At 47.7% G+C, this 17761-nt stretch carries 19 protein-coding genes; 15 read left to right on the forward strand and 4 right to left on the reverse strand.

Features of this window, described 5'->3' with window-relative positions; translation table 11 throughout:
- Window positions 1–80: 80 nt before the first annotated feature.
- The 3 genes from ABH897_RS25140 (at window position 81) to ABH897_RS25150 (ending at window position 3227) form a co-directional block, all read left to right on the forward strand.
- Complete coding sequence (locus ABH897_RS25140) at window positions 81–1166, forward strand: FecCD family ABC transporter permease (protein ID WP_283656192.1); 1086 nt, start codon at window positions 81–83, stop codon at window positions 1164–1166.
- On the forward strand, window positions 1166–2191 hold the full coding sequence (locus ABH897_RS25145) for a FecCD family ABC transporter permease (protein ID WP_283654709.1): 1026 nt from the start codon (window positions 1166–1168) through the stop codon (window positions 2189–2191). Before ABH897_RS25140 ends, ABH897_RS25145 begins: the two co-directional genes overlap by 1 nt.
- Window positions 2192–2279: 88 nt before the next feature.
- Window positions 2280–3227 (forward strand): ABC transporter substrate-binding protein, encoded by a 948-nt coding sequence (locus tag ABH897_RS25150; RefSeq protein WP_283654710.1) that lies wholly within the window; start codon window positions 2280–2282, stop codon window positions 3225–3227.
- Between the two features lie 227 nt (window positions 3228–3454).
- Here ABH897_RS25150 and ABH897_RS25155 read toward each other — a convergent pair whose 3' ends face one another.
- Window positions 3455–3883 carry a hypothetical protein gene (locus ABH897_RS25155; protein WP_283654711.1) on the reverse strand — a complete coding sequence of 143 codons (429 nt, stop codon included), beginning with the start codon at window positions 3881–3883 and terminating at the stop codon, window positions 3455–3457.
- Between the two features lie 197 nt (window positions 3884–4080).
- Here ABH897_RS25155 and ABH897_RS25160 point away from each other — a divergent pair, with 197 nt between their 5' ends.
- From ABH897_RS25160 to ABH897_RS25170, 3 genes are all read left to right on the forward strand, one after another.
- Window positions 4081–4380 (forward strand): hypothetical protein, encoded by a 300-nt coding sequence (locus ABH897_RS25160; RefSeq protein ID WP_404521043.1) that lies wholly within the window; start codon window positions 4081–4083, stop codon window positions 4378–4380.
- A 346-nt stretch (window positions 4381–4726) separates the two neighbouring features.
- Window positions 4727–5551, forward strand: coding sequence for an alpha/beta hydrolase (locus ABH897_RS25165; protein WP_283656193.1), 825 nt, complete (start codon window positions 4727–4729; stop codon window positions 5549–5551).
- A gap of 92 nt (window positions 5552–5643) precedes the next feature.
- A complete protein-coding gene (locus tag ABH897_RS25170; protein ID WP_404521044.1) occupies window positions 5644–6435 on the forward strand; it encodes a dioxygenase family protein in 792 nt (263 codons plus the stop codon).
- Between the two features lie 101 nt (window positions 6436–6536).
- On the opposite strand, the gene ABH897_RS25175 is transcribed toward ABH897_RS25170, so the two are convergent.
- Together ABH897_RS25175 and ABH897_RS25180 are read right to left on the reverse strand one after the other, a co-directional pair.
- Entirely contained in the window at window positions 6537–7463 is a 927-nt protein-coding gene (locus ABH897_RS25175; protein WP_404592858.1) for a hypothetical protein, read from the reverse strand.
- Between the two features lie 191 nt (window positions 7464–7654).
- Window positions 7655–8173 carry a DoxX family membrane protein gene (locus ABH897_RS25180; RefSeq protein WP_044647040.1) on the reverse strand — a complete coding sequence of 173 codons (519 nt, stop codon included), beginning with the start codon at window positions 8171–8173 and terminating at the stop codon, window positions 7655–7657.
- A gap of 243 nt (window positions 8174–8416) precedes the next feature.
- Between ABH897_RS25180 and ABH897_RS25185 the strand changes: the two genes are divergently transcribed.
- The 7 genes from ABH897_RS25185 to corA all read left to right on the forward strand — a co-directional run bounded on the left by ABH897_RS25185 (window position 8417) and on the right by corA (window position 15817).
- The gene (locus tag ABH897_RS25185; RefSeq protein WP_404580664.1) at window positions 8417–9517 is read left to right on the forward strand and encodes a DUF3048 domain-containing protein; all 1101 of its coding nucleotides are present in this window, start codon (window positions 8417–8419) and stop codon (window positions 9515–9517) included.
- 192 nt (window positions 9518–9709) lie between these two features.
- The gene (locus ABH897_RS25190; RefSeq protein WP_014279877.1) at window positions 9710–10324 is read left to right on the forward strand and encodes a DUF47 domain-containing protein; all 615 of its coding nucleotides are present in this window, start codon (window positions 9710–9712) and stop codon (window positions 10322–10324) included.
- 14 nt (window positions 10325–10338) lie between these two features.
- Window positions 10339–11328: an inorganic phosphate transporter gene (locus ABH897_RS25195; RefSeq protein ID WP_283654716.1), complete on the forward strand. Its 990-nt coding sequence runs from the start codon at window positions 10339–10341 to the stop codon at window positions 11326–11328.
- Window positions 11329–11571: 243 nt separating this feature from the next.
- Window positions 11572–13020, forward strand: coding sequence for an amino acid ABC transporter substrate-binding protein/permease (locus tag ABH897_RS25200; protein ID WP_404521048.1), 1449 nt, complete (start codon window positions 11572–11574; stop codon window positions 13018–13020).
- Window positions 13013–13741, forward strand: a complete 729-nt coding sequence (locus ABH897_RS25205; RefSeq protein WP_014279880.1) for an amino acid ABC transporter ATP-binding protein — start codon at window positions 13013–13015, stop codon at window positions 13739–13741. The genes ABH897_RS25200 and ABH897_RS25205 overlap by 8 nt, the downstream gene beginning before the upstream one ends.
- Window positions 13742–14166: 425 nt before the next feature.
- The gene (locus ABH897_RS25210) at window positions 14167–14601 is read left to right on the forward strand and encodes a GNAT family N-acetyltransferase (protein ID WP_283654717.1); all 435 of its coding nucleotides are present in this window, start codon (window positions 14167–14169) and stop codon (window positions 14599–14601) included.
- A gap of 256 nt (window positions 14602–14857) precedes the next feature.
- Window positions 14858–15817 (forward strand): magnesium/cobalt transporter CorA, encoded by a 960-nt coding sequence (corA, locus tag ABH897_RS25215; protein ID WP_044647044.1) that lies wholly within the window; start codon window positions 14858–14860, stop codon window positions 15815–15817.
- A gap of 6 nt (window positions 15818–15823) precedes the next feature.
- On the opposite strand, the gene ABH897_RS25220 is transcribed toward corA, so the two are convergent.
- A complete protein-coding gene (locus ABH897_RS25220; RefSeq protein WP_283654718.1) occupies window positions 15824–16351 on the reverse strand; it encodes a tyrosine protein kinase in 528 nt (175 codons plus the stop codon).
- A gap of 229 nt (window positions 16352–16580) precedes the next feature.
- On the opposite strand from ABH897_RS25220, the gene ABH897_RS25225 reads away from it, so the two are divergent.
- Complete coding sequence (locus ABH897_RS25225) at window positions 16581–16871, forward strand: YerC/YecD family TrpR-related protein (RefSeq protein WP_014279885.1); 291 nt, start codon at window positions 16581–16583, stop codon at window positions 16869–16871.
- Entirely contained in the window at window positions 16871–17644 is a 774-nt protein-coding gene (locus ABH897_RS25230; protein WP_283654719.1) for a sirohydrochlorin chelatase, read from the forward strand. Before ABH897_RS25225 ends, ABH897_RS25230 begins: the two co-directional genes overlap by 1 nt.
- Window positions 17645–17761 lie beyond the last annotated feature (117 nt).

The raw sequence follows: 17761 nt of genomic DNA on the forward strand, positions 1-17761 counted from the left end.
TCAAGTTGATAATAATTATCATTATCGCCATCGTCATGAGCGTTATGGTGGTTTCAGGTATGGAGGGAGTGACCTCACGAATGCAGTTTAAAGGCAGAGCAGATAAACATGCGGCTCGGACAGAAGGCACAGCTCCCGAAGTAGCCTTGGTAGCCCGTCCTTTACTCCGGGCGGGCCGGATTCGGCAGGCGCTGCTATTCATAGGTTCTGCTGTGTTGCTGGCCTTGGCTATGTTTGCCGCGATTTCCCTTGGAGCCAAGGACTTGACCTTAGGCACGGTATGGGCGGCGATATTTCACTATGATCGTTCATTGATGACACATCAGATCATTCATGAGCTAAGATTACCGCGTGTGCTGGGGGCGGCTGTCATCGGAGCTGCACTGGCGGTAGCAGGCTCTCTGATTCAAGGTATTACGCGCAATCCGCTGGGAGATACAGGTGTGCTGGGCATTAACGCAGGAGCGATGTTCGTGGTCGCTGTAAGTTTTGCCTTTTTCCCCAACCTTCCTTATGGGACGTTAATCGTATTGTCGTTCCTCGGGGCGCTGATGAGCACCTTGCTGGTATTTGGTCTGGGAGCTTCCGCGCCCGGGGGATTGACGCCGATGAGACTGACCGTATCCGGAGCAGTGACGGCTGCTCTGCTAGGCTCTATGACTTCGGGAATTGCGATTTATTTTAATCTGAGTCAGGATTTAGCCTTTTGGTATGCGGGCGGTGTCGCAGGAATCAAATGGTCACAGCTTGAGATTCTTGCGCCGATTTTGCTGATTGTGATCGCCTGGTCTATGGGGCTGGCACGCTCTATTTCCCTGATTTCGATGGGCGATGAGGTGGCGCTGAATCTTGGATTAAATCTCAAGCGTATCCGGCTGCTGGGTCTGCTGACCGTGGTGGTACTGGCCGGGTTGTCCGTGTCCGCAGCCGGGGCCATTGGCTTTGTAGGGCTGGTTATTCCGCATATTGCCCGCAAGCTGATCGGTGTGGATTATCGCCAGATCGTACCGCTGTCTGCGTTATTGGGAGCTGTGCTGCTGGTGTTGGCTGATTTGGGGGCGAGAATGGCGAATCCGCCCGAGGAGCTCGCTATTGGAATTATGGTGTCCTTTATCGGAGTGCCTTTTTTCCTCTTTCTTGCCCGTAAGGAAAGGAGGGATTTGTAATGAGTCGCTCTTTAGGAACCGGGGATGCAAGAAGGGCAAAGGCTTTGATCGTCTGCTTGGCTTTGGCGGCGATCAGCTTTGCCGTCATTGTATTGAGTTTGAATACCGGAACGATTCGTATTCCACCGCTGCGTGTGCTGGATACACTGTTTGGTGGTGGCAGCGGGCGTGATCATATCGTCCTGTTCGAATACCGTCTGCCGCGTATCGTTGTAACGGTACTGGCTGGGGCCGGATTAGGAGCAGCCGGAGCTGTTATGCAGGGCTTGTCGCGGAACGCACTCGCTGACCCGGGGGTGCTGGGGCTTCACGCGGGGGCTGCGTTGGGACTGGTGATGTTCGTCAGTTTCTTTCGCGATCTTGAAGGATCGGCAGCCGTGCTGATCCCCCTGTTTACTTTTGCAGGAGGTGTCGTGGCGGCGGTGCTGATTGTGCTGTTGTCCTATAATCGGAACAGAGGAATCGTGCCTGTGCGTCTGATCCTGTCCGGCATCGGTGTAGCCTCGGGCCTCAGCGCTATAACGCTGTATTGGTCCTTGCGACTCGATGAGGATACTTACGCGTTCACCGCACGTTGGTTGGCTGGCAGCGTATGGGGTCGGGACTGGATACATGCGGCGGCTTTGCTGCCGTGGATAGTTATTGTGTTGCCTTACGTTCTGTCACAGACGCGCAGCCTGAACAATCTGTCGCTGGGCGACGAGACGGCCGCTGGAATCGGGACAAGTGTGAAGCGTCAGCGTCTGTTGCTGCTGGGTGCAGCCGTGGCCCTATCCAGCGCCAGTGTGTCTATGGCTGGAGGTATTGGCTTCATTGGGCTGATTGCGCCTCATCTGGCTCGCCGTCTGGTTGGGCCAATGTACCAGCATTTGCTGCCAGTGGCCTGCTTTGTCGGAATCGTCATTTTGGTCACTGCGGATACGATTGGACGCTCTGTGTTCCAGCCGAATGCGATTCCGGCGGGTGTGGTGGTTGCTGTGGTAGGGGCTCCGTATTTTTTATTTTTGCTGTCCCGTACGAAATGACAGATGGAATAGGTACATAAACCAACAAGCTGAAGCTTTCTATATAGATCATTTTATATGGAGCTTTTATGACATAGGAGGAATAGTAATGACAAAAAATGGTTCAAATCATTCAGGAATCAAGCGTTCATGGGTGGGCATGGTTCTTATTTTATGTATGGTGGTGCTGTCCGCTTGTGGACAAGCAGCAGACAACAAAGCTGCCGATACGAAAGCGGCGGACAACGGTAAGAAAACGGTCAGCGCGGATTCGCGTATTGCTTCTATGTCCATTCATTTAACGAACAATTTGCTGGCGCTGGGCATTACTCCGGCTGGTTCGGTCATTGGCGGAGATGTTAAGGACTTTTTGCCACATGTAAAAGATCGTCTCCAAAATACCCGCAAGCTGGGTGTTGTCACAGACCCGGATATGGAAGCCGTGCTGGAGCTGCAACCTGACCATATTTTTCTCGACAAAAAATATTCGGGAGCCGATGTAGCCAAGTATGAAAAAATCGCGCCGACCGAGGTCTTTGATCTGGACGAGGGCACATGGAAGGACCAACTGAAAAAAATAGCTGTTATGGTCAAGCATGAAGCGCAGGCGGACGCTTTCCTGAAAGATTACGACGCCCAACAGGAACGGGTTAAAAAGCTGATCCACCAAAAAATCGGCGACGGAACCGTTATGGCTATTCGTGTTACGGCGAAGGAAGTCCGCGTAATGGGTATGAAGCGCCCGGTAGGACCGCTGTTGTATCAGGATTTGGGCTTGAAGCCAGCCAAGGGTGTGGAAAAGATCAACAAGGCATATCAGGTCGTATCCCAGGAGGTTTTGCCGGATTATGATGCCGATGCGATCTTTGTCATTATTAGTAAAGGCGCGGATGCCCAAAAGGTGTACACACAACTGGAAGGAAACGCGGTATGGCAAGGACTCAAAGCAGTGAAGCAGGGTCATGTCTACATGCTGGACGGACAGCCTTGGCTGGATTATTCGGCAATGGGACACAAAATCGCTCTGGATAATGCAGAGCAACTCTTTTCCAAATAAACTTTAGCATATATCAGAGCCGTATTCCCTTATGCACTTATTGCAGGCGGGGAATACGGCTTTTTGGCGAACACCTAAGCTGCAAGTCGGATGCCAGATCATTCTCAGGTCAGCCGACAGCCGCTTTCTTTTCTAATATTATGTACGTAATTGGGAGTTGTAAAATAACCAAAAGAGCCGCCGCGAACAAAAATCGGGCAGCTCCAAGTACAGATGAGGATTGCGTCTTATGAACGTTTTTTGCGTAAAAAAATCGGCTTGAGACCGATGAAGCCGATGGCAGCAAGGATCAGATTCACCCAGGGTGAAATGCTGAACACGGGTAGTACGCGGCGCAGGGCCAGCCCGGCGACGAGAATCACCACGACTAATACAACATACCGCAAGATGGACTTGAGGTCTATGCGGGGCTTCACGGGCGTATAGTCCTGCTGTGCTTCCTCTCCTTCTTCCGGGCGGTCCATAAAATTCATCAGCGCTTCAACCAGCAGGATGGCTCCTGCGGCGATGATGATCAGGGTGGACAGGTTAACTTTTTCAAAAGGAGCAACATCTCCGCCTGTAAACGTTACAAACCATCCGATGATCGCCTGTGTCAAAAAAAACATGGACAAGGCAATCCATGCAATAAGTGTATAATTTTTGGCTTTATTCATTGCTTCCTCCTGCTTTGCGGGCGTATTCCGATCTGGCGGAACCGCCAATACGTAACAAAAACAGTATACGTGAGTAAGCTGCGGATGGCAAAAGGCTTTATCTGCGAAATGTATATTACCGCTGCATTCTCCTCAAACTGGATAAAGGGTGAGCAGGCGGAGCATCCTGAATGTAAATGTGGAGAGGATGTGGCATCATGAAGCTGGATAAGCAGGCGGGTTATACGGTTAATAAACGGCTGGAAGCCGCTCCAGTTAGAAACAGCGTGGAGGCCATACCTGTGAACGTGAGTCATCGGAGCGTTCAGGGAACATCCCCGACGTACCGTATTCTGAACGATGCTGAATGGGCTCAGGATACCGAGTTTGCAGGTGATCTGGGCGAAGAGAGCTACCGCAGCTTATGGCATGAGGATCAGAATAGCGGTGTCTCTTGCAGACTGGAATGGGAGGGGCGTACGGAGACGCACGAAATGTTCAGGAACAGCTACGAATAGTCTGCGGGATGAAAGTAATTTTCCCCGCCAAGTAATGCAATATGGCGCTCTCCGTTATTCGTTGCGGGGAGCGCCATTTGTTCCCTTTTTCTCCGTTATAACTGACAGGTTGACAAGGAAGCAGGGCAATGATAGACTGACTTTACTATAAAACTTATTAAACTTATCGGAATTAAAGTAAATAGATATTTTGCTGAGCATCCATGTTACAATATACGTTTGACATATTCGCTTTAAATCATTAATTACCAATCATTAATCATCACAAGAAGCTTCGCAAGATAGGGTTGCCAATACAGCATACCAGGTTGGTGACGGTGAAGCTTGAAACAGGGGGACAATCATGATGGAACGGCAAATTGGAATTCGCTTTGAAAATGAGGAGCTGGCCGCAACAATTCATTATCCAAGCAATCCGAATGAAGGAGACCGTCAGAGACGGGTACCGCTTGTAGTGATATGCCACGGATTTGTGGGCAATCGTATCGGGGTAGATCGGTTATTCGTAAAGACTGCCCGTGAGCTTGCAGAAGGGGGATATTTTGTCCTGCGCTTTGATTTTGCAGGTTGCGGGGAAAGTACGGGTGAATACGGCAAGCAAGGGCTGGAGTCGATGATTAATCAGACACGTACCGTGCTTGATTATGCCGTGAATTGTGCAGATATCGACCCGACCAAGGTGACGCTGATCGGTCACAGTCTGGGTGGCGCGGTCGCTCTTCTCACAGCAGTACGGGACAAGAGAGTACAAAATCTGGTGCTTTGGTCTGCGGTCGGCTACCCGTTCAATGACATTGTTAAAATTACGGAGCGGAGCGTGTACGATGAGTCTGTGAAAAGCGGTCAGGCCGACTATTTGGGCTATAAGTTCACACCTTCATATTTTGAGTCGCTTGCCCAGTTCCAGCCGTTTCAGGAGGCCGTCAAGTTTAACGGCGATGTGCTCGTTATTCACGGAACCTCGGATGATATCATTCCTGTGGACTATGCATTCCTGTTCCAAAAGGTATTTTGGATGCGTCCAGAGGGACGCTGCGACAAAGAGATTATTTTTCAGGGAGACCACACCTTCTCTTCCGGTAAAGAGCGGCAGCGGTTGATCGACCGGACGCTGGAATGGCTGGATGAGCAGGAGAATATTCAGCGGGATTGGCAGCACTGGATGATCTGATTTCAGGCTGTAACGGATTGTATTGGAAATTGCGCCTCCACCGGAGTAAAATGGAAGAGTAACACTATACTGGCGTGTGGAGGTTGGCAGCGATGACATTACCCTCAATTTTTGTTGCGCACGGTTCACCAACACTAGCTTTAGAAAACAACGCATACACCAGCTTTCTTGCAGAGCTGGGCGCGAGCCTGCCCCGACCCAAAGGAATAGTCATTTTTTCCGCGCATTGGGATAGTGCTGATCAATGCATAGGCGCGGATGACCAGCATGCAGCGTTGCACGATTTCTATGGCTTTCCTGAACAAATGTACACACTTGATTACCCTGCACCAGGCGATCCGAAGCTGTATGAGGAGATAGAGCATCTGTTCAGTCAGCATAACCTGTTCCACCAGCCGGTACGGAACCGGGGACTGGACCATGGAGCATGGGTGGTTTTGCGGCATATATATCCTGATGCGGACATCCCGGTCGTCCCGCTCTCCATTGATTCCAGGCGCGCTCCGCAGGAGCAATACGAGATTGGGCGGATGCTGGCACCGTTGCGTGAACAGGGCATTTTGATCATCGGTAGCGGCGGATTGGTCCACAACTTGCGAACACTCAAGCAGACGAATGAGCCAGCAGATTGGGCGGTTCAATATGATAACTGGATCGGTCAGCAGCTTCAGGAATGGAATTTACGTCATTTGTTCCAATATGATAAAAAGGCTCCTTATGCCAAACAGGCGGTTCCCTCTTATGGGATAGAGCATTTTTCGCCGCTGTTTTACGCGATGGGGGCTGCGGATGACCAGCGCTCGGCGCAGAAGCTTTTTCAGTCCTATGTCCTGGGCTCACTGAGTCTCAATTGTTGGGCTTTCGGTCAAGAACGTGATATGTAAATGTGAAAAAAGAACTTCCTAATCCACATGGCAAGTGGGAATGGAAGTTCTTTTGTGTATATAACATGAGTTCCTGTATGGTGTGTTCCTGTAAAACTTGATCAGGAAGTAGGTACGTTCTTTTTCAGCCAGTCGGATACCTGTGCAGTGTGTTTATCTCCGTTTTGATCCAGTAGAGCCACGAAGGCTTTTAGTTTTTGTATATAAGGACTAGCTGAGCCGCTGTTGCGTTGAATTACCAGTTGATATCCTTTTTTAGCGTTAGGAAGAATCTTCTTGGTATCGTAATCGAATAATGGCGTATTGTTCGTGCCGTAGAAGGTATGGAAATAGTACAGATCATGCAATTCTTTGACAGCTAGTGTACGGTTGGAATGTGGATATTTGTTTAAAAAGTCTTCCTGTGCCAGCACCCGTCCAGACAACTGCTGATATCCGATATGCAGTGCGGCATCCTTGGTAGCCGCCTGTCCAGATTCCACTGCCATGATGTCAATATAGCTGCGGATATCTGCCGTGGTGTGCTTTCCGAAAACTTTATATTTTTCATAGTTTATGACAGGATAATACATACCTTCTGCGGTTTCCAGTTTGTATCCGGCATCTCTGGTTTGGGTCAGTAATTTCTTCAGGTTCGTATCTTTGGTGCGGCTAATTACATTTGTGAACGAATCGCCGGGTTTATAAATAGTATTGATTTTGGTCTGAACAGAAGCTGGGTATAAGGCTTGTGAATAAGAATCCAATTGCTTGGTCTGTGCATTTTCCAGATGAAGCGTCATGATGGTGGCTTGAGAGGCTGGAATGGATTGAATGTGTTTTTGCAAATAAGCGAATGCCTGAGGAAGTTTGCCGGGTTGACGTAGCAGTTGCTCGAAGGTGTTGGAGATATTTTGCACACTTTCCGATTGAGACGTTGTCGTAGTCGATACTGCCGCTTCGGCTTGTGATGGATATCCCAGTCCCATAGTCTGTACTGTGAAAGTTACTGTCGCGAGCATGAGGTAGGCTTTGGTGATTTTTTTCATGATATAACCCTCCATGGCTTTCTTTGATGTAACTTTAGTGTATAGGGGGAATGTATCGTGAGCATTCCGGGTTGTATCCAACTTGTAAACGTTTGGGGAAATGATGAATCGGATATAAAAGAAAGTCAGCAGCATAGCTGCACAAAAAAACAACCATTAGCCCGGAGGGTAACGGTTGTTTTTTTGGTAGCTTAAGCTATTTTTCGAGCGGGGTCTGCTGGAAAGGTATCTTTATTTTTACGGAACAGTCCACGCAGGAAGGGAAGTACCCAACGATCCAAGCCAATCCGTCCAGCGTTTGCGCCAGCAACTACAAGGAAGATTTCAAACAGCAGGTAGATTGCATTGGTGCTTACTGTGCCCGAGAATAGGAACGAGAAGTTCATGACCATTGCCATCAAGGCAGCTAATGTAGTCAGTGTACCAAGAAGCAGGCCAACTCCGACCAGGAACTCACCCAGTGGGATCAGGACGTTGAACAGACCGACATTAGGTAGGGCAAAGGCTTCAAGGAACGATCCCCACCAGCCTTGTACAGCGGGATGTTCTCCGCCTGTCTTAGCAATGGCCCCCGAGATAAATCCGCCTGCATCGAATCCGCCAGTCAGCTTCTCAAGTCCATGGGTCATCCATTCATATCCCAGATAAACCCGTACTACAGTCAGCAGCCACATTGCTACTTTATTTTCACGCAACCAGTTGTTAAACATTCAAACCACTCCTCTTTCTTATCTTATAATGTTGGTTGTATTTCATTTGGTTTGGGATGATCATCTCTGCTACACCCTTATTGTATTAGGTTCAGTTACAGTTATTTGTGATAAAAATCACAAAGTCTGAATATTTTTTAAATTTTAATGTCTTCAGATAAGTATTCTATAGTGATGATGAGTTTCAATCAAGACAAAAACAGGAAATAACGCTTATAATGAGAAAAATGTCTAACTGGAGGGATGAATTTGTCCGGGCCCATTTTCAATCGAAGCCAATGGTTGTGTGTGATGACCTCGGTTTTGCTATGTATGACCATGATGTCCTGTTCTGCTATGTCCAAATCGGGTGAATCAGAACCCGCGCCCCAACCGGTTAAGCAAGAAACACAGCCGGAGGCGCTTGAGCCGCCCAAGGAACCGACTATTCCGGCATTTACAGCTCCGCTTACCGGCCTTCCGGTGGAGCAGCCTGTTCTGGAACGACCGCTTGCAATTATGATTAATAATGCTCCAGCCGCACGACCTCAGGCGGGACTTAGCGAGGCTGACATGGTATATGAAGTTCTCGCAGAAGGTGGAATTACACGTTTGGTAGCTTTTTTCCAAAGTCATGGCGGTGATGTGAAAATAGGCCCGGTCCGCAGCATCCGGCCGTATCTGATTGAGCTGGGCGAAACTTACGGGGCGTTGCCGATACACGCCGGGGGAAGTACAGATGCCTATGCGATTTTACAGCAGCAACGAAAAGAGCATCTGGATGAGATTTCGAATGGGGGAGCTTACTTCTGGAGAAGCAAGGATCGCCGTCCACCACACAATCTGTACACAGATGTGAACAGACTTCGCCAAGGAAGCGAAAGTAAAGGCTACGCCAAGCAGACGGTGGTTCCGGTATATAAATATCTTAAATCCGGTGAAGCTTCGATCATGGGAGACGGGGAGGCAGTATCTTTGCAAATCCGCTTTTTGCTTAAAAGCTACAAGGTATCTTACACCTACGATCCGTCAGATCAGCAATATAAGCGTTTTGTGAACGAAAAGTCACATGTGGATCAAAACAATAACAAGCAGCTCTCTGCGGCCAATGTCATTGTGATGAGCACCAGGCACCAAACGCTGGATGATGTAGGTCGATTGAGCGTTGAGCTTAAAGGCGGTGGAGAGGCTATGTTGTTTCAACAAGGGAAGTTGATACACGCCGAGTGGCAGCATACGCCCGGTGATGCTATTCGTTTTATGAAAAATGGAGTTGAAATTCCGTTGGTACCGGGTACATCCTATATACATGTGGTTCCGGCGGACGTTTCGCTGAACGAGCATGTAAGTGTAGAAGCAAAGTGAGGAATCCATAATCCACCTTTTTAGATATAATTTGTCGGATAATGAACTTCCTTGTCGGGCAATGTATACTTAATATTGTGAAATTTGCCTTTACAAACTTTACAAAAACATTGATGAGTGTGATAAGATAGCAAAGGTTGTCTAATGCAGTCGAAACAGGTTGCGGATATTTTCGTAAAGGGGTAATCGTTAATGAGATTGAAGAAAAAGGATATATTCTTCGAGACGTTGGAAAATATGGCAGATACAATCGTGCAAGCAGCTGATTATTTTGCCCAACATACTTCAAATCTTCAAGATGTGGTTCTGTTTACTAATGAAATGAAGAAGTATGAAAATAAGTGTGATGATTACACACACACGATTATTACTGAGCTGAACAAGACCTTCATTACGCCGCTGGAACGCGACGATATCATGGAACTGACAACGACCATGGATGATGTGCTGGACGGTCTGGAAGCGACAGCCTCTCGTTTTTATATGTACAACATTACGGAGCCGGACGAGTATATTGTGCAGTTCGCTGATATTTTGCGTCAGTCGGCTTATGAAATTCAGAAGGCTGTACATTTGCTTTCACAGAAGAAGCTGCTGGCCATCCGTGAATACACCATTCGCCTGAATGATTTGGAAAATCAGGGGGATGAGCTGTTGCGTATTTGCATCAAAAACCTGTTTGCAACTGTAACTGATCCCATTGAACTGATTAAACGCAAAGAATTGTACGAACGCCTTGAAACGACAACGGATTCATGCGAGGATGTTGCAAATATGCTGGAATCCATCATTATGCGTAACTCGTAAGGGAGTCCTTTTACATGGATACAAGTTTACTGGTATTGGGTATTGTTATTTTTCTTGCTCTGGCATTTGATTTTATTAACGGTTTTCATGATACGGCGAACGCTATCGCAACCTCGGTATCTACCCGTGCGTTGACGCCGCGTCGTGCGATTATTATGGCTGCGGTCATGAACTTTCTGGGAGCCATATTGTTTACAGGGGTTGCCAAGACGATTGGTGGCAGTGTCGCTGACCCTACCAAGCTTACGAACGGGATTGATATCGTCATTGCGACACTGATCGCAGCGATTATCTGGAATCTGCTCACATGGTGGTTCGGTATTCCTTCATCCTCTTCCCACGCCTTGATTGGTGCGCTGGCCGGGGCTGTGTATGTAGGTGCGGGATCAGAGAAATTGAACTGGAGCGGCTTCATCGGGATTGTTGAGGGACTTATTTTCTCCCCGCTGATTGCTTTTGTAATTGGTTATATTGTAATGATGATTTTAAAATACATCTTCGCTCGTCGCAGTCCGCATACGGTGAACAAAGGTTTTCGCACGATGCAGGTCATTACAGCAGCGCTTCAATCGTTCACGCACGGTACGAATGATGCCCAAAAGGCAATGGGGATTATCACATTTGCACTCGTTTCGGCGGGTTATCAGGATCATCTTGAAGTGCCGATGTGGGTTAAAATTTCGGCCGCAACAGCAATGGCGCTCGGTACGTCCATTGGGGGCTGGAAGATCATCAAGACGATGGGCACCAAGATTTTTAAAATCGAGCCGATCAATGGCTTCGCCGCTGATATTTCCGGAGCTTCGGTTATTTTCACAGCCACACTGCTTCATTTACCAGTAAGTACTACTCATGCCATTACTTCGGCTATTTTGGGTGTTGGTTCTGCGAAGCGTTTTTCCGCTGTGCGTTGGTCGCTGGCTGGTCGCATTGTCATTACTTGGGTTATTACTATCCCAATTTCTGCTTTACTAGCAGGTTTGATTTTCAAAATTCTTTTCTAGTTCATCATTATTTCTCAGAAAATAAGTACACACTATAGGATACACAATAAGCTTCCTTCCGCTTTTTGCGGCAGGGGCTTATTGGCATTACAGGGGCAAAAAACAGGTCCTTTAAACCTTACCCGATCAGACAGGTCCATGAAACATCTTTCAAAAAATATCTGACATCAAAGTAGTCAATTTTTAATAACTCCTGTAGAATAAACAGAAAACTTTGAACCGTTCAACTGACTGGAGGAACTTATGCAAAAATCTGGAAAACTAACAGCACTCATGATTTGTCTGTTTTTTGTGGTTGCCCTGGCCGGTAATTTTGGCGTAGTGGCACATGCAGAAAACAAAACAAAATATGATATCGGCACGGATACAACGTTCGCGCCTTTTGAGTTTGAAGATGTAGATGGTAAATTTGTCGGAATCGACATGGATCTGCTGGCTGCTATTGCCAGGGATCAGAATTTTGACTATACCATCAAGCCTCTTGGCTTTAATGCGGCAGTGCAGGCACTTGAAACGAATCAAGTGGACGGCGTTATTGCCGGGATGAGTATTACAGATGAACGTAAGCAAAAATTTGATTTTTCTGAACCGTATTTTGATTCAGGTGTCGTCATGGCGGTCCGTAAGGATAATGATACGATTAAGCGCTATGAGGACCTGAAAGGGCAGCGTGTCGCTGTCAAAACGGGAACAGAAGGGTACACGTTCGCGGAGTCCATTAAGGCCAAATATGGCTTTACTACGGTTCCGTTCGATGATTCCTCTCAAATGTACGATGAGGTTAAGACTGGAAACTCAGTTGCATGTTTTGATGATTATCCGGTGCTGGCATACGGAGTGACACAGAATAATGGACTCAAGCTTGTGACGGATAAGGAAAAAGGTGGTTCATACGGTTTCGCTGTCAATAAAGGCAAAAACCAGGAACTGGTGGAGAAATTTAATGCAGGGCTTGTGAATCTTCGCAACAGCGGGGAATATGACAAAATCATGTCCAAGTATCTGGGCGAATCCGGTAAAGGTGCGGCACCTGTTGAACGTGGGCGCTGGGAACTCATTTCCGCTTCCCTGCCTTCGCTGATCAAAGGAATGGGAAATACGCTGCTGTATACACTTGTATCCCTGCTGGTAGCTTTTGTGCTGGGTCTGGTGTTCGGCTTTATGAAGGTGAGTCACAATAAACTGTTCCGTGGTATTGCAACAGTTTTTGTCGATGTATTCCGTGGTATTCCGCTGATCGTACTTGCTTTCTTTATTTACTTTGGGATTCCGCAGGCACTGGATTTTAAAATGCCGCTCTTTGTCGCGGCTGTACTGACGTTGTCTCTCAATGCGGGAGCTTATGTGACGGAGATCATCCGTGGCGGTATTCAGTCCATTGATCCGGGACAAATGGAAGCGGCTCGTTCTCTTGGGTTGCCATACCGGACGGCTATGCTCAAAATCATTTTGCCGCAGGCTGTGAAAATCATGATCCCGTCGTTTATCAATCAGTTGGTTATTACGTTGAAGGATACTTCGATTTTGTCTGTTATTGGCCTGGTCGAATTGACCCAATCGGGTAAGATTATTATTGCGCGGACGTTCCAATCCTTTGATATTTGGCTGGTGGTTGCGGTGATGTATCTTATCGTCATTACAGTCCTGACCAAAATTTCCAACCGCCTTGAAGGGAGAGTTCGCCGTGGGTAAAATTATCGTCAAGAACCTGAAAAAAAGCTATGGCAGTAACGAGGTGCTGAAAGGCATTGATATGCAAGTGCAGGAAGGTGAGGTTGTCTGCGTCATTGGCCCCTCGGGTTCAGGGAAAAGCACGTTTTTGCGTTGTATGAATATGCTGGAGGAAATTACAGCAGGCGAGGTCATCGTGGATGACTACAACTTGAGTGACAAGAGCGTGGACATTAACAAGGTCCGTGAAAATATAGGCATGGTGTTTCAGCATTTCAACCTGTTTCCGCATATGACGGTGCTCAAGAACATTATGTTTGCGCCAACAGAATTGGGTAAACAGTCCAAGGCAGAGGCCCGGGAGACGGCCATGAAGCTGCTGGAGCGTGTGGGCTTGTCCGATAAGGCAGATGCCTTGCCAGGACAGTTGTCCGGCGGTCAAAAGCAGCGCGTGGCGATTGCACGCGCGCTGGCAATGAACCCGGATATTATGCTGTTCGACGAGCCGACCTCGGCGCTTGATCCTGAAATGGTCGGAGAAGTGCTCGGCGTCATGAATGATCTGGCCCGTGAAGGTATGACGATGATGATCGTGACGCATGAGATGGGTTTTGCACGCGAAGTAAGCGACCGTGTCGTGTTCATGGACGGAGGCTACATCGTCGAGGAAGGAACGCCACAAGAGGTATTCGGTAATCCGCAAAATGAGCGGACGATTAGTTTCTTGGAGAAAGTATTGTAAGTGGGGCAGGGTTTGCGTTGAATGTGTGAGATGTGCTCGTTGTGAAACGCTCCGCGGTCCATTTGATCTTATGATCGCTGTTGCCCCTGAATTTTTGGATTGTATAAGACATGAAAAGGTGAAAATTTAGGGGCAAAGGCGAACGCTCCGCTTTTTCAGATTCAAATGTACCGCTGCGCTACTACTCGCTGATCGCCCCCTTTCGTCAAAAGCCTGCCTCACTTTTGAATGAGTGGATGCAGTGGAAGGGAAGGGGCGCCGCGCGGTGCTTGCTGCGCCGATAGTAGGCTGGGAGTGAATGGGCTCGGTTAAAGTGTGGTTTAGTGAGTAGGTACATGGCTAGATGTGATCTCTTGTGATTGTAAGAGAGAGTCTTTATTACCTGATATAAATCCTTATGTATATCCTTCAAAGGAGTGGGTAATTTGAAGATCAGGACTGCTAGACAAGAGGATATTCCGGCGTTGGCTTATTTAATGGAGGAGCTTGGTTATCCTACATCAGTTGAAGATATGAAGCAGAGATATGATCGTATCGCTTCTAATCCTGACTATCATACCCTGGTTGCTGAAATTGAAGGGGAAGTGGTTGGGATGGTTGGGCTACACTATGATATCTTTTATGAAAGAAATGAAGATTATGCGCGTATCGTTGTTTTTGTGATGGATTCGAAACATCGTAATAAAGGCATCGGCAAGGCGCTAAATCAGGAAGTGGAAGCTTGGGCAAAAGAAAAAGGTTTGGTTGCCATTGCTTTGAACAGCGGTAATCGGAGTGAGCGACAGGATGCGCATCAATTTTATCGACGGTTAGGCTATGAAGCGACAAGCACTGGCTTTGTGAAATTAATTGAAGCATAGTTATCATTATAAGTTGAGGATTTTGCAAAATCCTGAAGTTAGCTTCTTATCAGATAGAGAGATGGAACATATCGTTTGAGTTGGATTTATATTTTATAAGGATATCTTGGGGGATTGTGATGGCCCGGAGATATCCTTTTCTTTATTTTGCTGTATGAAGCATGAATATGGGGCTTGAGATTTGTATAACGCTGAATAGCTTATATACAATGTAAATAGAATCAATGACAGTAGTGTTAGGCGAGGGGGACGTACGGTGATACGTACATTGGTTATAGGCCATGATCATCAGGTGACGGTGGGGCTGCCACTGGAGCAGATCGTCATGGAGGATTATATATGGATGTGGGTGGATTTTAGCGAGCCTACCGATCATGAATCAGAGCTTCTGACGAGTTATTTCCATTTTCATCCGTTGGCTGTGGAGGATTGTTTGCATGTTCTGCAACGTCCGAAACTGGACTATTATGAGGATGTGCAGTTTCTGGTGGTACATGCGCTGGATGTAGATACATTGGATGCGGAAGAAGTGGATATGTTCATTAGCAGCCGTTTCTTGGTGACATACCATCATCATGAACTGGAGGAGCTGGATCAGGCTTGGGAACGGATTGTCCAGCATGCCAATGAACGCAAAATTTGGTCGCGTGGGCCGCTGGCTGCGGCTTATACGGTGGTGGACAAGCTGGTGGATAACTATTTCCCGAGTTTGTTCATGATTGAGGATGAGCTGGCAGAGCTGGAGGGCCTGGGCGGGCGTGAATCGGTGGAGGACTTGATGAAGCAGGTATTTGCTCTGCGAGGCAGGCTGCTCAAGCTGCGCCGTACAATTGTGCCGATGCGGGATTTGATGTACAGGGTCCTTAATTCGCAGCATGTGCAGGGAAAAGGGGAGCATATGGCCTATTTTACGGATATTTATGACCATCTGCTGAAGCTGACCGACATGCTGGAGGCCGACCGCGAGATGACAGCCGACCTGAGAGACAGTTATATTTCGCTAAATTCCAACCGTATGAATTCAATCATGAAGACACTGACCGTCATTACGACTGTTTTTATGCCCTTGACGCTGATTGCGGGTATCTATGGTATGAATTTTTCGTATATGCCCGAGCTGGGCTGGAAATATGGTTATTTTGGAGTGCTGTTCTTTATGTTCATATTAAGTGCAGCGATGGTAATCTGGTTTATGCGTCGGGGCTGGTTCAAATAAAATAACCTACTTTCTTTTGCGCTTGCGCGGACGTTTGCGCGGGGTCGTAGTGCTTTTGCGCTGTGTCTTTTTCCGGCGTGTGCGCGGTGGTGTGTATTCATCCAATTCCTCGGTGAGTTCCGTTGCAGAATTTTTGCTCGCGGATTTTCCGAATGCTGGGAGCGCGCCCATAATCAGCTTCGCCATTGGCGCAAATTGCTGCACGCTGGACATGACCTTTTGTACCTTGCCGAAAGTAGCGACAATCCCGTCAATACCGCCCATACGGTCAATGATGCCTTTAATTTCGCCGAGATTGGGAAGGTTACCAAGGTTGCCGAGACCGCCGAGCAGTCCTCCTTTGGCCGGGACCGGATCAGGTGTGACCACGACGGCGGATTCTGTAATACTTGATGGTGCCTCATAAGGCACGATTCCGGAGGAATCGACTTGCGGAACATCGCTGTACGTGTCGAGTCCCGGATATGAAGAGGAATTATACGGATCGGAAAGGGAACGCTGTTGCGGCCTCCGATGATAGTAGTTTCCAGGCATGAGATCACATTCCTTTGTAGGTTGATACTCTACTGTATGTTACAAACGCACAGTGGGTTTAGGCGCGTGTCCCGAAATCAGGTATAAAAGCGGATTTGGGCTCTAGCACAGTACGATCCTGCTAAAAAAATAATGCTGTTCTGTGATGCGTGAAATCGTTAACGCTTGAAAAACCAACTATTCCTCGAGTACAATGAGGATAGATTGTAACCTTGGGAGATGATAATCCATGCAGCTCAAAAAGCTTAATGATAAAAGTATTGATCAATTGTTCGAAGCCATCCTAACTCTAAAAAATTTGGAAGAGTGCTATGTATTCTTCGATGATTTGTGCACGATTAATGAAATTCAGTCCCTCTCTCAACGTTTGGAAGTTGCCCGTATGCTGGGTAAAGGTAGTACGTATAACCAGATTGAAGCAGAGACGGGTGCCAGTACAGCTACGATTTCACGTGTTAAACGTTGCCTGAACTACGGTAATGACGGGTATAAATTGACACTTGAGCGTCTGGGGCGCTAATGCGAAGCCCTGGGGTACTGGTCATTAGCCATGGCTCAAGGGAGTCGTATTGGGTGGAACAGGTGGATCAGGCGGCCGCAAAGCTTCATTTGCCGAAGGACATGCCGTTAGAGGTTTCATTTTTGGAAACGGTGAAAGGAAGATTGATCCAGAATGGTATTGACCGTTTGGAGTCCCTAGGTGTGACAGATTTGCTGGTTGTGCCCTTATTTATGTCGTCCGGCAGCACGCATGTAGATGAGATCAGTTATGCGCTGGGAGTCAAGGATACGCCAGACAAAGAAACGGATTTGAAGCCTTTTCGGATCAAGGCGTGTGTGCATTTTGGCAGTCCGGTGGATGACGGAGAAGATGTGGCTCACATGGTTTGGGACAAGGTTAGCCCATTGTCGGTCAACCCTGCGAGAGAGACTATTTTGCTCGTGGGACATGGCAGTGTGCATGATGGCTTTTTTCAGCGCTGGGAGCGAGGGATTTCTTCGTTAGCCCGTACGGTGCAAAGGGTGAGTAGTATCGCTACGGACTACGCCTTGCTGAATCCTGAGAGTGTATATGATAAGGTAGCGTACTGGAAGCAGGAGCGGGGTCATGATGTTATTGTGGCGCCGCTTTTTTTAAGCTCGGGATATTTTACAAGTCATATCATTCCTGGACGATTACAGGGACTTGAATACCGTTATTCGGGAGATCCTCTGCTGCCGCATCCCCTGCTCACAAGCTGGATGAACGGGCAAATTTGTGAACTGCTGCAAAGAATGCAGAAGCAAGATTGAGCAACAGGGCGCTTGGTTCAGCTACAGCTTTATCATAGCCTGAAATTTCCGTATTTAGGTAAGCGTAGGCTTCTTTTATTGTAAAAGAGGCCTTTTTCCAGTATGATGATATTTTGT

Origin of the sequence: Paenibacillus sp. RC73, assembly GCF_044908085.1 — a bacterium.
GTDB lineage: Bacteria > Bacillota > Bacilli > Paenibacillales > Paenibacillaceae > Paenibacillus > Paenibacillus terrae_A.

Excerpts from the sequence above, each read along its gene's own strand:
- ABH897_RS25150 (WP_283654710.1), top strand. The coding sequence starts at position 2,280 with ATGACAAAAAATGGTTCAAATCATTCAGGAATCAAGCGTTCATGGGTG.
- ABH897_RS25140 (WP_283656192.1), top strand. The coding sequence starts at position 81 with ATGCAGTTTAAAGGCAGAGCAGATAAACATGCGGCTCGGACAGAAGGC.
- ABH897_RS25220 (WP_283654718.1), bottom strand. The coding sequence starts at position 16,351 with ATGCCTGGAAACTACTATCATCGGAGGCCGCAACAGCGTTCCCTTTCC.
- ABH897_RS25165 (WP_283656193.1), top strand. The coding sequence starts at position 4,727 with ATGGAACGGCAAATTGGAATTCGCTTTGAAAATGAGGAGCTGGCCGCA.
- ABH897_RS25190 (WP_014279877.1), top strand. The coding sequence starts at position 9,710 with ATGAGATTGAAGAAAAAGGATATATTCTTCGAGACGTTGGAAAATATG.
- ABH897_RS25185 (WP_404580664.1), top strand. The coding sequence starts at position 8,417 with ATGAATTTGTCCGGGCCCATTTTCAATCGAAGCCAATGGTTGTGTGTG.
- ABH897_RS25155 (WP_283654711.1), bottom strand. The coding sequence starts at position 3,883 with ATGAATAAAGCCAAAAATTATACACTTATTGCATGGATTGCCTTGTCC.
- ABH897_RS25160 (WP_404521043.1), top strand. The coding sequence starts at position 4,081 with ATGAAGCTGGATAAGCAGGCGGGTTATACGGTTAATAAACGGCTGGAA.
- ABH897_RS25230 (WP_283654719.1), top strand. The coding sequence starts at position 16,871 with ATGCGAAGCCCTGGGGTACTGGTCATTAGCCATGGCTCAAGGGAGTCG.
- ABH897_RS25145 (WP_283654709.1), top strand. The coding sequence starts at position 1,166 with ATGAGTCGCTCTTTAGGAACCGGGGATGCAAGAAGGGCAAAGGCTTTG.
- ABH897_RS25175 (WP_404592858.1), bottom strand. The coding sequence starts at position 7,463 with ATGAAAAAAATCACCAAAGCCTACCTCATGCTCGCGACAGTAACTTTC.
- ABH897_RS25180 (WP_044647040.1), bottom strand. The coding sequence starts at position 8,173 with ATGTTTAACAACTGGTTGCGTGAAAATAAAGTAGCAATGTGGCTGCTG.
- ABH897_RS25200 (WP_404521048.1), top strand. The coding sequence starts at position 11,572 with ATGCAAAAATCTGGAAAACTAACAGCACTCATGATTTGTCTGTTTTTT.
- ABH897_RS25170 (WP_404521044.1), top strand. The coding sequence starts at position 5,644 with ATGACATTACCCTCAATTTTTGTTGCGCACGGTTCACCAACACTAGCT.
- ABH897_RS25195 (WP_283654716.1), top strand. The coding sequence starts at position 10,339 with ATGGATACAAGTTTACTGGTATTGGGTATTGTTATTTTTCTTGCTCTG.
- ABH897_RS25225 (WP_014279885.1), top strand. The coding sequence starts at position 16,581 with ATGCAGCTCAAAAAGCTTAATGATAAAAGTATTGATCAATTGTTCGAA.